This is a genomic window from Variovorax sp. V35 (genome assembly GCF_041154465.1).
Classification (GTDB): Bacteria; Pseudomonadota; Gammaproteobacteria; order Burkholderiales; family Burkholderiaceae_C; genus Variovorax; species Variovorax boronicumulans.
Map to the genome: position 1 here is coordinate 4,650,598 of NZ_AP028666.1, position 14,742 is coordinate 4,665,339.

At 70.6% G+C, this 14,742-nt stretch carries 2 protein-coding genes; both read right to left on the reverse strand.

Annotated features, from left to right (window positions below):
- Positions 1 to 12 precede the first annotated feature (12 nt).
- The gene (locus ACAM42_RS21455; RefSeq protein WP_369629319.1) at positions 13 to 1,938 is read right to left on the reverse strand and encodes a TolC family protein; all 1,926 of its coding nucleotides are present in this window, start codon (positions 1,936 to 1,938) and stop codon (positions 13 to 15) included.
- Positions 1,939 to 1,975: 37 nt separating this feature from the next.
- A complete protein-coding gene (locus ACAM42_RS21460; RefSeq protein ID WP_369629320.1) occupies positions 1,976 to 14,233 on the reverse strand; it encodes a VCBS domain-containing protein in 12,258 nt (4,085 codons plus the stop codon).
- Positions 14,234 to 14,742 lie beyond the last annotated feature (509 nt).

Below are 14,742 nucleotides of genomic sequence, written 5' to 3' on the forward strand. Positions count from 1 at the left end.
GCGGGCTCGCTTTCACTTCTGCGTCACCGTGGCGCCCGTGCGCGCCAGGCGCCGCACATCCGTGATCACCGACAGCGTCGCCGCCTCGGCGAAGGCGCTCACGGCGCTTTCGGTCGTCACGGCCGGCACGTAGCTCGCGTAGCTCTGCGACAGCAGCTCGCGCCCGCCCGGCTCGGCCAGCGTGAGCCGCCACTGGGCGCGCGTGGTGCCGCGCTGCTGCGGCACATTGCGCTGGAAGGCCAGCGTGAGCACGAGCGCATCGGCCGCCCCCGAGGCCACCAGCTCGTTGCGCGTGACGATGCGCTCGACCGCGCTGCGCACCGCCGCTTCGCTCACGCCCGCCGGCAGGTCGCGCACGCGCACGGTCACCGGCCGGTTGCGCACCGGAATCAGCGCCGCTTCGAGGAACACCGCCTTCTCGCCTTCGGCCATGCTCTGCTCGATGGCCCTGGCGACGGTCTTGATGTCGGTGCTGGCCACCGTGGCCGGCATCAGGTCGATGCCGACCGAGTTGAGCACCCGGCCGTACGAGGTCTGCGTGGCCGCATAGGCCGTGGCCAGCTGGAAGCGCGACACCAGCGCGCGCGCATCGACGCGCAACGCCTCGAGCTCGCTCTCGAGCTGGTTGCTGGCGCCGGCGCGCGCCACGCTGGCCATGCGCTGGTCGACGCGGCTGGATTCGGCCGCCAGCTCCTGGTCGACCACCGCCAGCTTGTAGCGCTCGGCCGACACGCGCACCTGCGTGACCACCGCCATGGTCAGCGCCAGGCGGCGGGCCTCGTCGGTCTTCTTGCGCGCGTCGTTGGTGCGGTTGATGGCCGGGATGGCCGCCAGCCGGAACAGGTCCATCGACAGGCTCACGCCCGCGTCGCTCCAGTTGCTGTTGTAGAGGAAGGAGTTGGAGTCGTAGCGCGCCCCGGCGTACAGGTTCAGGCTGGGGAACAGCGAGGCGATCTGCTTCTTGGTCTCGGCGATGCCGATGCGCGCCTTGTAGTCTTCCTCGCGCAGCTCGGCGCGGTTTTCCAGCGCGGCAAGCTCCAGCTTGTCGATGTCCAGCGTGACCGGCGCGCGCCCGTCCTGCGGCCCTTCGACCAGCGTGAAGTCGACGCCCGGCGGCAGGCTCATGAGCGCGGCCAGCTCGCGCTTGGCGAACTGCATCTCCTGGCGCTTGGCGTTGACCAGCGACATCGCATCGAGCAGCGCGCGCTGGTAGGCCAGGCCCTGCGCAGGCGGCAGCACGCCGGCGCGCTCGGCCTCGCGCGATTTCTTCAGCGCGTCCTCGATGCGCACGGCCAGCCGGTCGGCGTCGCCGATGAGCTGCTGCGCACCGATGGCACGCCAGTAGGCGCTGCGCACGTCCTGCGCGATGTTCTGCAGGATCTTGCGGCGGCGCTCTTCCGAGATGTTGACCTCGTCGGCCGCCTGCTTGGCGCGGAAGTAGCTGATGCCGAAGTCCAGCGCGTTCCACGACAGCGTGGCGCGGCCGTAGTAGTGCGAGCGCTGCTCCGAGGTCGAAGGCCGCAGGCTCACCACGCGGTCCTCGATGCCGATGCTGGTGCCGCCCGAGTCGTTGCTGCGGTCGTTGTAGCCGGCGTCGGCCACCAGCTTGGGCAGCATGTCGGCAGCCGACACGTCGAGCAGGCCGCGCGCCAGGGCCGACTCCATGAGCTTGAGGCGGTAGTCGGCGTTGTACTTGAGCGCGCGCGCCAGCACCTCGGAATACGTCATGGGCGTGGCGACCGCGGCCTGGTCCTTGTACAGCTGCTTCTGGTCGTGGCGCACGCGCACCACGATCTCGTCGCGCGTGAGCTGCACCGGCGTCATGCTGCAGCCGGCCAGCATCAGCGCGGCCGCGGCGGCGGTCCACGACAGCGGGAAACGGAGGGTCGACGCGGGTTGCTTGTGAATGTCGGTCATGGTGCTCGATGGATAGGACATGGTTCGATGGCTCCGGCAGGCGTTTCTTTGGCGTCGATCAACTCGTGGGCACGCGCACAGTGGGCGTGGCGCGCTGCGGATGCCGCAGCAGGTCACGCACCGCGTCGCGCTCCGCGGCGGCCGCGGCCACGCGGCTGGAGAACGAGCGCGCCGTGTCGGCGGCCACCGGCGCGGCGGCACCGGCTGCCGGTGCCGCCTCGGCCTGCGCCGCCTCGGTGGACGGATGCGCCGCATCGGCGCGCGGCACCACGATGCGCCCACCGTCGCGCGCGGGTGCTTCGGGCACTTCGGGTGGCGGCTGCTGATGCGGCGCCGAGACGCTCTCGAAGTCGCCGAACAGCGGGCTCGCGCCGTCGACCAGCTTGCCGGCCGTGACGCCGCGCAGCGCGAGCGTCTGCTCCACGTCGCGCACCATGCGCAGCGAGAAGGCCACGCCGTCGCGGCTCACGTGCTCGGCGTAGTCCACGCCCTGCGGCTCGCCCCACAGGTCGGTGGGACGGTCCTCGCCGAAGAGGCGGTCGCCGCCCAGCGCGCGCGCGGCGATCGCGCCCGACAGCATCTGGCTCAGGCGCTGCGATTCCTGCACTGCGATCTGCACGAACAGCGCCGGCGTCATCGACTGGTCGATGCGGCGGCTGGGGTCGCCGAAGTCCGCCGGGAACACCTGGTCGCCCGTGAGCGGCCGGTGCTGCGAGGTGCCGTGGATCGTGACGACCAGCTTCGCCGTGCTGGTGCTGCCGTCGGCGTCGGTGATGACGTAGTCGAACACCTCGGTCAGCGTCTGGCCGTCGCCCAGCGAGGCCACGCGCACGTTGCTGGCGTTCACCGAATAGCTGTAGCTGCCGTCGGCGTTCAGGCGCAGGTTGCCGTAGCGGCCCGCCGTCGATCCGCCGATGGTGCCGGCCACGCCTTCGAAAGAGACGCCCGTGACCGGCGTCGGCGTGCCGTCCGCGCCGAGACGGTCGGCCACGTCGTTCGCGCCCATGCCGCTGCCGCCGAACACGTTGCCGGTGGCCGTGGCGCCGGGCCGCGCGGTGCCGATCGAGGTGGCGTCGTTGCGTGCCGTGGGCACGTCGTCGATCACCAGCACGCGCAGCGTGCCCTGCGTGGTGTCGCCGTCGCGGTCGGTCACCTGCAGCGCGATGTCGTCGGTGACCTGCCCGCCCGCGTGGCTCTGCGCGGCGCCCAGCACGTAGGTGTAGCGCACGGTGCCCGTGGCCGCGTCGAAGCCGGTGAGCGTGATGCGCCCGCGGTCGGTGGCGATGGTGACCGGGCTGGTGCCGAGCGCGGCCAGCTGCGCCGGCGTGAGCGTGGTGCCGTGCACCGCGATGCTGCCCAGGCCGTCGGGCGCCGTGACGAAGAAGCTGCCCGAGACGGTCTCGCTCGCGTCGCCCGGCTCGACCAGGCCGCGCTCGTACACGGTGGCCTGCCCGGTGGTGTCGGGGCCGTTGTTGTCGCCGATCACCAGCGTCACGCCGTCGTTGGCGCCGTGGATGGTGAGGGTCAGCGTGGCGGTGCTGGTGTCGCCGTCCGCGTCGGTGATCGTGTAGCTCACCACCTCGGTCAGCGTGTCGCCCACGACCAGCGCCTGCACGCGCGGGTCGGCGTTGTTCAGCGTGTAGGTGTAGCTGCCGTCGGCGTTCAGCACGATGCGCCCGTAGGTGGTGGTGATCGGCACGCCCACCGTGCCGGCCACGCCGCCGAAGCTCACGCCCGTCACCGGCACGCCGTTGGCGTCATCGGCGCCAATGGTGTCGTTGGCCTTCACGTCGCCGCCCACCGTGTTCGGCGCGCCGTCCTCGGTGATGGCATTCGTGTCGTTCACGGCCTCGGGCACGTCGTCCACGATGCGCACGGTGAGCGTGCCCGTGGCCGTGTCGCCGCCGGCGTCGGTCACGAGCAGCGCGATGTCTTCCGTGCTCTCGGTGGCGTTCGGCTGCGCCACCTGCCCGTCCAGCGTGTAGGTGTAGGCCAGCTCTCCCGTCGTCGGCACGCCGCCCACCGAACTGGTGGGCGTGAAGCCGGTGAGCACCAGCGTGCCGCGCGGCGTGTCGATGGTGACCGGCGTCGTGCCCAGGTTCGCCAGCTCGGCCAGCGCCAGCGTGCGCCCGCCCACGGTGACGCTGCGCATGCCGTCGCTCGCCGAGACCACGATGGTGCCGGTGGCGTGCTCGCGGGTGTCGGGGCCGGCCGGGCCGTCGACCAGCCCGCGCTCGTGCACCTCGGCCTGCCCCGTGGCCGCGCCGTTGCCGTCCACCGCGCCGATGGCCGGGTCGCCGTCCAGGCGGCCATGGATGGTGATCGTCAGCGTGGCGGTGCTGGTGTCGCCGTCGGCATCGGTGATCGTGTAGCGCACCGTCTCGGTCAGCTGCTCGTTGGTCTTGAGCGCATTGACGGCGGCGTTGTCGTTGTCCAGCGTGTAGGTGTAGCTGCCGTCGGCGTTCAGCACGATGGCGCCATACGTGGTCGTGAGCGACACGCCCACCGTGCCGGCCGCGCCGCCGAAGCTCACGCCCGTCACCGGCACGCCGTTGCCGTTGTCCGCGCCGTCGCGGTCGTTGGCCTTCACGTTGCCGCTCACCGTGTCGGGCACCGCGTCCTCGGTGATGGCGGCCGTGTCGTCGGTGGCCTGCGGCGTGTCGTTGACGATGAGCACGGTGAGCGTGCCGTTGGCCACGTCGCCGTCGCGGTCGGTCACCGACAGCGCGATCTGCTCGGTCACTTCGGTCAGCACGCCGCCGGAGCGATGGCTCTGCGCAGCGCCCAGCACGTAGGTGTAGCTGACCGCGCCGCCGGTCACGATGCCGTTGAGCAGCGTGGTGCCGCTGAAGCCCGTCAGCTGGATCTGGCCGTCGGGCGTGGTGATCGTGATCGGCGCGCCCGGCGTGAGCGCCTGCAGCTGCGCCAGCGTCACCACCGTGCCGCCGACGTTGATGCTGGCCACGCCGTCCGCCGCCGTGATGTTGAAGCTGCTGGCGGCACGCTCGCCCGTGTCGGTGATGCTCACCAGGCCCGACTCGAACACCGTGACCTGCCCGGTCGCCGCGCCGTTGGCGTCGGTGACGGCGATGCCCGGCAGGTCGTTGGCGCCGCGGATGGTGATCGTGAGCGTGGCGGTGCTGGTGTCGCCGTCGGCATCGGTGATCGTGTAGCGCACCTGCTCGGTCAGCATCTCGCCCACCGACAGCGCCTGCACGCGCGGGTCGGCGTTGTTCAGCGTGTAGGTGTAGCTGCCGTCGGCGTTCAGCACGATGGCGCCATACGTGGTCGTGATCGACGCGCCCACGGTGCCGGCCGCGCCGCCGAAGCTCACGCCCGTCACCGGCGCGACGTTGCGGTCGTCCGCGCCGATGGTGTCGTTGCTCGCCACGTTGCCCGACACCGTGTTCGGCGCGGCGTCTTCGGTGATGGCGGCCGCGTCGTCGGTGGCCTGCGGCACGTCGTCCACGATGCGCACGGTGAGCGTGCCCGTGGCCGTGGCGCCGCCGGCGTCGGTCACCTGCAGGTCGATGGCTTCCGTGCTCTCGGTCGCGTTCGGCTGCGCCACCTGCGCGCGCAGCGTGTAGGTGTAGGCCAGGTTGCCCGCCGTCGGCACGCCGCCCACCGAGGCGGTGGCCGTGAAGCCCGTCAGCGTGAGCGTGCCCAGCGGCGTCGTGATGACGACCGGCGTGGTGCCCAGGTTGGCCAGCTCGGCCAGCGTCAGCGTGCGCCCGCCCACAGTGACGGTCTGCAGGCCGTCGGCCGCCGACACCGTGACGACGCCGCTGCCGTTCTCGCGCGCATCGGGGCCGCCCGGGCCGTCGACCAGGCCGCGCTCGTGGACCTCGGTCTGGCCCGTGGCCGCGCCGTTGCCGTCCACCGGCACGATCTCGGGGCTGGCGTCGGTGCGGCCGTGGATGGTGATCGTCAGCGTGGTGGTCGAGGTGTCGCCGTCCGCGTCGGTGAGGGTGTAGCTCACCGTGTCCGTGAGCGTCTCGCCGTCTTTCAGCGCGTTGACGCGCGGGTCGCTGTTGTTCAGCGTGTAGCTGTAGGTTCCGTTCGCGTTCAGCACGATGCTGCCGTATTCCATGCCCAGCGCGCTGCCCACCGTGCCTGCGTTGCCGCCGAAGCTCACGCCGGTCACCGGCACGGCCGTGTCCGCGCCCTCGCGGTCGTTGGTCTTCACGTTGCCGCTCACGGGGTTCGGCGCGGCGTCTTCGGTGATGCTGTTCGTGTCTGGGTTCGCGGTGGGCACGTCGTTCACGATCAGCACCGTGAGGGTGCCGCTGGCCACGTCGCCGTCGCGGTCGGTCACGCTCAGCGGCACTGCCTCGGTCACTTCGCCCGCGCTGTGGTTCTGCGCCGAGGTCAGCGTGTAGGTGTAGCTGACCGTGCCGTCGATCACGACGCCGTTGGACAGCGTGGTGCCGCTGAAGCCCGTGAGGCGGATCTGGCCGTCGGGCGTGTTGATCGTGATCGGTGCGCCCGGCGTGAGTGCCTGCAGCTGCGCCAGCGTCACCACCGTGCCGCCGACGTTGATGCTCGCCACGCCGTCGGCCGCCGCGATATTGAAGCCGGCGCCCGCCGTCTCGCTGGTGTCGCCCACGCTCGTCAGGCCCGACTCGTGCACCGTCACCTGGCCGGTCGCGTTGCCGTTGGCGTCGGTCACCGTGATGCCCGGCACGTCGTTGCTGGCGCCGCGGATCGTGATGGTGATCTGCGCGATGTCGGTGCCGCCCGCGCCGTCGGAGATGGCGTAGGTGAGGAGGTCGGTGAGCGTCTCGCCGGCGATCAGCGCCTGCACGCGCGGGTCGCTGTTGTCCAGCGTGTAGGTGTAGCTGCCGTCGGCGTTCAGCACGATGCTGCCGTAGGTGCCGGTGAGCGGATTGCCCAGCGTGCCGGACGAGCCCGCACCGAACTCGGGGCCGGTGCGGATGCTGGTGACGCTCAGCTGTGCGGTGGTGTTGTCAGGGTCGGAGTCGGCCTCGCCCGGAATGCGCCCGGTGATGACATTGCTGCCGACCGACACCGTGTCTTCGTCGATGCTGTGCGTGTCGTCCACCGCGATCGGCGGGTCGTTCACGGCGGTGATGGTCAGCGTGCCGGTGAGCACGTTGCTGTTCAGCGGCTGCGGGCCGCCCGCGTTGCCGCCGGGCTGCACGTTGTTGCCGTCGTTGAGCACGATGGTGTAGACGCGCTCGTTGTCGGTGCCGAAAGCGGTCGGGTTGTCGCTGCTGCTGCGGTAGGACAGCTGGTCGAGCACCGCCCGCACCTCGGCCACGGTGGTGTCGGCGTCGAACTGCACCACCAGCGGCGCGCCGTTGCCGCCCGAGACGCTGACGCCCGGGGGCAGCGCGCCGTTGACGAACAGCTGGTCGCCCGGCTGGTAGCCGTCCAGGCTCACGGTGAGCGAGCCCGCGCCGAACACGCCCGCGGCCAGCCCGGGCGTGGTCGCCAGGTCGAGGTCGCCGACGGTGCCGCCGCTGACCAGCGCCACGGGCGGAATGCTGACGCCGGTACCGGTCTGGTTGTTCTCCACCGCGGTCGCGCCGGTGGTGCCGCCGATCACCGGCGCGTCGTTGCGCGGCGCGATGGTGGTCGACACGTTGCGCAGCACCGACCACTGGCTGGTGTCGTCGTTGACGGTGGCGCTGATGTCGCCACTGCCCGCCGCCACCGGCGCATCGGACACGCGCACGACCAGCCCGCCGGGCGTGCCGTTGAAGTCGGCCGCCGGCACGAAGCGCAGCTGCGCGCTGGTGGGCAGCAGCAAGGCGCTGGTGTCGGAGGCGCCCGTCGGCACGGCGAGCCAGTCGGTGCCGTTCAGGCTGTACTCCCACGCGCCCTGCGCGGCGTTGGCGTTGTTGCCCACGATGGCGATGCCGCCGAACGAGGTCGATGCATCGCCGCCGCCGCTGATGGCCGTCTGGTTGTCGATCGCGTCGCCGTAACCGCCGCCCAGGAGCGTGTCGACGCGCACACCGGCACCCGTCACGTCCTCGACGCCGGCGGGCACGGTCGCATCGGTCGCCGTCGGCCGGTCGTTCACGTTGATCACCGTGGTGCTGAGCACGATGGTGCCGGCGCTGTAGACGGTGGTGCCGCCGTTGTTGGCACCCGCCACGTTGACCGTCGAGCCCGAGGTGGGATCGGCCGTGGCGCTGTCGTTGTTGGTGTCGGTCTCGACCAGCCGCACGGTCAGCGTGGTGGGCGTGCCGTGGAAGTTGGCGGCCGGCACGAAGCGCAGCTGCGCGTCGGCGGCCAGCACCAGGGCCGTGCCGTCGGTGCGTGCGCCGACGGGAATCCAGGTGGTGCCGTTGTCCAGCGAGTACTGCCAGGCCCCCTGCGCGGGGTCCGGGACGTGGCCCGTGATCGCGACGCCGAAGAAGGTGTCGGACGAACTGCCGCCGGTGCCACCGTTGCCGCTGTTGTCGATCAGGTCGGCGCCGTCGTCGAAGTGCGAGCCGAACAGGGTGCCCACGGGGGTGCCGGCCGCGTTGTTGCCCACGTCCTCGGTGACGTTCGGCAGCGTCTGGGTGGTGCCGCCCACCACCACCGGCGCGTCGTTGACCGGCGCCACCGTGAAGACGAAGGTGCGCGTGGTGACGAGGTGGTTGCTGACCCCGTCCGCGTAGGCGAAGGTGCCAGTCGTGCTGTTGTCGCCGGGTGCCAGGACGCCCGGACGCCCGCCGGTGTGGCCCTCGTCGTTGACCACCACGGTCACGGTGAAGGCGCCGTTCCAGTCGGCCGGCAGCGCGGCGCCGGGGGCGTCGAGCAGCGCGATCGAGATGGCGTTGATGCGGCTGTTGATCTGCGCCAGCGTGCCGGTGATGGTGATGCTGGCGCCGCCCAAGGGGCCGACCGTGCCGCCGCTGCCGCCCACGCCGTTGATGACGAAGCCCGGGGGCACCGACACCGTGGCCGTCAGCACGTCGGTGGCGGCCGCGTCCTGGTCGGTGACCGTGAGGCCGGTCAGCGTGACGCTGCCGTTGCCCTCGTCCACCGTCGGGTTGCCGGCCGCGATGTGGGCCGGGTCGTTGATCGACGACGGGAACAGCGTGCGGTAGGCCGAGGCCACGTTGGCCGTCAGCCCCGCGGGGATCAGCGCGTAGGGGTTGACGTTGGTGGTGGGCACCGCCACCGTGCCGCCGTTCGCGTTGTTGTTCTCGCCGCCGTTGGCGCCGCCCGCCAGCGCACCGCTGCTGTTCTCGCGCAGGCGGTCGTCCACGATGACCTGCACGCGGTAAGTCTGGTCGGTGTTGGCGAGGCTGCCGCCCAGCGCCACCTGCAGGCCGTCGAGGTAAGCCTGCACCTGCGCGCGCGTGCCGCGGATGACGAGCGCGCTGCCGGTGCCGTCGTAGGTGCTGTCGATGGTCACGCCCGAGCCGGCTGCATTGCTCGAGGTGACGATGATGGCGTCGCTGCCGCCGTCCGTGTACTGCGCCGCGCCCAGCGGCACGCCCGTGCCGTTGGTGATGCGCACGGTAACCTGCAGGAAATCGGCTTCGCCGGGCGCGATGCCGCCGCCGTCGCCGTCGATGTCCAGGTCGCGCACGACGAAGCCCGGCACGGCCGACGGCGCGTTGCCGCCCGTCAGGTACAGCGGCGTGTTCGGGTTGGTGCCCGGCGTGAGTCCGGCCGTCGGCGCGTCGTTGACCGCCACGATGGTCAGCGCCATCGTCATGTCGGGCGGGTTGTTCGACACGCTGCCGCCGCCGGTGTCGCCGCCGATCTGCGAACCGGTGTCGTCGAAGGAGACGGTGAGCGTCACGTCGCCGGCGTCGGCGCCGTTGAGGTCGTGGTTGACGTGGGTGGCGCTGCGGTAGGTCAGGCCCGTGGCGGCGCCGCTGGTGATCAGTTCCTGGATGTCGCTGGCGCGCCCGGTGAGCGTGAGCGCGCCGGTGTTGTCGCCGGCGATGGTCACGACACGCCCGCTGGGCAGCGTGAAGCTCGTCTGCCCGCCGGTGCCGCCGATGCCCAGCGTGCCGTTGGGCACGATCAGCCGCAGCGTGATGGGCGTGCCGAAGGCGGCCGACTCGGGGTCGGACACCACGAAGCCCGTGCCGATGTAGGTCGGCTGGTCTTCATAGACGGTGTGCACGGGCGGCACGACCAGCACGCCCGGGTCGTTCTCGCTGGACGCGCGCACCAGTACCGAGGCCGCCGCGAGGTTGCCCGTGATGTCGCCGGTGGTGGGCACCGTGTCGGTGTACCAGTCGTACTCGGTGGTCGGGATCGTGATGTTCGGCCCGCCCGGAACGTTCGGCTCGTTCTGCGGGCCGCCGTTGGCGCCGGGCTGCAGCACGCCGGTGGCGGTGTCGCGCAGGCGGTCGTCGACGATCACCTGCAGCCGGTAGGCCTGGTCGCGGTCGGTGTCGAAGGTGAGCGTGAGGCCCGCCAGCGCGGCGTTCACCTGCGCGCGCGTGCCGCGCAGCGTGAGGAAGTCGCCGTTGCCGTTCTTGTCGGCATCGACGGTCACGCCGCCCATCGAGGTCGAGCCGATGGTGGCGCCCGCGTAGGCCGCGGCATTCAACGGGTTGCCGTTGGCGTCCAGCAGCCGCACCGTCACCTGGACGAAGTCGGTCTCGCCCTGGATCACCGCGTCCAGGTCGGTGTCGCCCACATTGAAGCCGGGCACGGGGTTGTGCGCCGGGTTGCTGCTGTCGATGTCGATCGGCCCGGCCGGCGCGGTCACCGTGGGTGCGTCGTTCAGCGGCGTGACGTAGATCCAGAACTGGCCGCCGGTCTGTTCCTTGTCGCCGTCGCTCAGCGTGAAGGTGAAGCGGTCGCTCGGCGGATCGCCGTTGGCTTCGGTGTGGCCGTCGGATTCGTCGCCCGAATTGAAGTAGTAGATGCGCCCGGCGTTCACGTCGGCCTGCGTGAACGAGGAGCCCACGCCCAGCGCCACGAAGTTGACGCCGTCGGTCGAGTACATGATGCGCCCGTGCGTGGTGACGGAGGTGATCGTGTACTGCAGCTGCGTGAGCGTGCTGTCGGGGTCGAAGGCCCTGAGCATGCCCGGCGTGATCTGGCCGCGCCCGCCCTCGGCCACGGTCAGCGGCTGGTTGGCGGTGCCGGGCGGGTCGGGCTGCGTCGGGTCGGGCGCGATCACCGGCGCGTCGTTGACGTTGGTGATCTGGATGCCGACGGTGACGGGGTTCGACGCAGCGCCCCAGCGGTCCACGGCATGCACGTTGAACTGGGTGGTGCGCACCTCGGAACCGTCGCTCACGAAGCGCAGGCCCGTGGTGCCGGCGCTGCCGGTGATGAGCGAGGCGTCGATGCGCTGCCCCACGGTCACGGCCACCCAGGCGGCGCCGTTCCAGTACTGCAGCTGGCCGCCGGTGGGCAGGCTGTCGAACTCGAACTGCATCGCGCCCGGCCCGCTGCCGGCGTTGTTGAAGGCGTAGTTCGGGTCGCCGTTCAGCAGCGTGGGCGAGCCTTCGAGGTAGCTTTCGCTCGCGGCGTCGTCGGCGTCGACCACGCGGATCTGGCCGGTCGTGAGGTAGGCGGTCTCGCCTTCGCGGATGACCGTGTTCGACGAACCGGTGGCCACGGGCACGTCGTTGATCGGCGTGATGAAGAACGAGAAGCTGGTGTTCCAGACGTTGCGCACGCCGCCGACGGCGACGCCGGCCGTCACCGAGAGCGACACGGCCGATTCGAAATCTTCCACGTCTCCGTCGTGCTGGAAGCGGATGCGCCCGGCGTTCAGGTCTTCCTGCGTGAAGGTCTCGTAGGTGTCGATGTCGACCCAGGCCGCGCCGTCGAAGCGCTGCAGCACGCCGTTGCGCACCGGCCCCGTGGTGCCGGTGTAGTCGGTGACCGTGTAGATCACCTGCGACGGCGGCACGCCTTCGACCACGTAGCTCAGGCCGGGCACGGTGTTGAAGTCGGAGCCGGTGCCGCCCAGCACCACCGAGCCGCCTTCGCTGAGCGTGCCGCGCGTGGCGCCGTTCTGGTCGGTGCCCGCGTGGTTGGAGCCCGAGGTGGTGACGGTGCCGTCGATGGTCTGCAGCAGATCGCCGTTGCCCGCCGGGGTTTCGACGAGGTTGATCGTGAACTCGTAGGTCTTCAGCGTGCCGTCGGGATTGCGGTCGGCGCCCTCGCGGATCACGGTGTTGCCGTTGGCGTCCCAGGTCGGCCCGAGCGTGTTGTCGACCACCTGGAAGCTGAAGGTGTCGGTGTCGCCCGCCGCCGCGCCCTGCGTCTGCACGTACTGCACGCGGCCCGAACGCACGTCTTCCATGGTGAAGGTGCCGCCCGGCGGCAGGATCTTTCCGTCCAGCAGCAGGTAGCCCTGGTTCAGGCCGTTCATCGAGGTGACGGCAAAGGTCAGGTTGTCGTCGCTCGAGTCGACGTCGGTCGCGCCGAGCATGCCGGGCGTGAGCGTCACGGTGTAGCCACCGCCCGCCGGATCGACGCTCGCCTCGAGCGTGCTGCCGGGGTCGAGCACCGGGTCGTCGTTGGCCGGGCGCACGTTGATGGCGATGGTGCCCGAGGTGGACGACGGCGTGCCCGTGCCGCCGCCGGCGTCGCTCACCGTGACGCCGAAACCGTCGGTGAACGGGTAGCTCTGTCCGTTGTTGTCGCGCTGGCCGTTGTTGCCGTAGGTGAGGCCGCCGCGGTCGTCGTAGCCGAACACGAAGCCGGCGTCGATGTCGGCCTGCGTGATCGCGCGGTTGGTGACGTTCTGGGGCACGCCGCCGATCAGCACCGTGCCCGTGAAGTACAGCGTGCCGTCGGTGGGCAGGCTGGTCAGCCGCACCGTGAGGTCGCCGCTGGCGTCGTCGCCGCCGCCGTCGGCGACGATGAAGTTGCCCACGACCGAGGCCGGGTTGCCGCTGGGGTCGATGGCGTTGGGAGGCTGCCCTTCGAACACGCTGCCCCCACCCGAGAGCACCGGCGGCTGGTTCAGCGGCGTGACGTTCAGCGTGATGGTGGCGTGGTCGGAGCCGGCCAGCGGCGTGGCGCCGTCGTTGACGACGATGACGAAACTGTCGTCCAGGTTCTGGTCCGCGCCGGTGGCCGTGTGCACGTAGGCGACGCGGCCCGCCAGCACGTCGGCCTGCGTGAAGACCGAGCCCACGCCGATGCGCTCGCCGTTGAGCGTGAGGTAGCCGTGCGTGGTGTTGGTCGCGATGCCGTAGACGATCTGGCCGGTGTTCTGCGAGCCGACCGTCACCTCGGGGTCGATGGCGTTGAGCGTGGTGCCGGTCAGCACTGTGGTGCCGCCCTCGGAGACCGTCTGCGCCGCATCGGCCACCGTGGTCGGGTCGTTCGACGGCGTGATCGTCACATCGAGCGCGCGGTTGGCGGTGAGCGCCGGCGTTTCCGAATCGGTGATCGACACCAGGATGCGCGTGGTGGCCGTGGCGTTGCCCAGTTCGGTGTCGGCGGCGGTGAACACCAGCTGGTTGATCCAGGCGTTGGCATCGGCCACGCTGCCGACGAAGCGGTAGCCGCCGGGCACGGTGGTGACGCCGCTCATGCTGGCGCTGGACAGCGCGCCCAGCGCGGGGTTCTCGACGGTCACGTCGACCGTGACGTTGCCCGCGCCGTCGTCGGTGAGCGTCCAGCCGCTGAGCGTGGCGCGGTCGGCGCCCGGCGCGTTGAGCGAACTGGGTTCGCTGACCGTGATGCGCGGCGTGGTCGTCGAAACGGTGGGCGCGGCCAGCAGGCCGTCGTAGTCGGTGGCGGCGAAGGCGCGCGACTCGATGAGGCCGGTGCCGACCTCGAGCGACCAGTCGCCCTGGCGCGAGGCGGCGCCGGTGGCGTCGCTCGACGCCGCGACGTCGGCGCCCGTGGCGCGGCCCAGGGCCTGCACGAAGCGTTGCCCGTCGGCGCCCACGTCGCACCCGTAGAGCAGGATGTCGCCGTCCGCGCCCAGGCTCGCGCCGATCGCCTGCCAGGCGCCGGCCGAGCGCGCCAGGCCGGCGACGTCGAGGGTTTCGTTGCCCAGCGTGATCTCGCCCGCGCTGCCGTGGCTGAGGATGTGCAGCGCCGTGAGGCCGCTGCGCCCTTCGAGCGCCTGGCGCAGTTGCTCGACGCCGGATGAGCCGGTGTCCAACAGGATCAGGCCGGCGCCCTGCGGCACCGAGGCCGCGAGCTGCTGCCAATTGGCAACGTTCTTGTCGACAACGTAGACCTCGCTGGACGAGGCCAGGGCCGGGCCGGGCGCGGATCGCGCGTCCGCTTCGGGCGTGCTGTCGCGCCCATGCGGCACGGCAACGGGCGCCGCCGCGTCGGCGGCATGCGGCGCATCCCCGTGCGGGCCCTGCGGTGCGTCCGCCGGTGCCGCCGCGGCGGCCTCCACAAAAGCGGCGCCATCAAATAGCTGCCGGCTTTCCAGCGCAAATCGATGCGCGCGTGGGCGAAGGAATTGGGGCGATTGAGACCTTGGCATGGCTCAAAGTGTGACGACAAATATGCAAATGTGTCCACTATTAACGTTCTATCTTTTCGAGCCAATCCCGTCAAAAAATCGCAAAAACAACGGCTTCCTTTGCTTTTTTCCTCAATTTGAAATTAATTGTTACCAGCACACCGCGATCCATTCGCCGGCTCATATGTGAGGCGCATCCATCGCCGTATTCCTCTCCGTACAAGGCGATCCTCCCTCGACAGCCAGGCTGTCGAAGCCTTTGCGAATTCAGCTCTATTGAATTACCCGATCTATTTCATATTTTCAACTACGGGATTCCGTAGAAAATCGGGGCGGGAATTCCCTATTCCTTGATGGCAAAGAACTCGCTGGTCATGAATGGCGCGCCAACGCCCCAATTCATCGCATCCGATTCACAACTGAAAGAGGATGTGCATGCC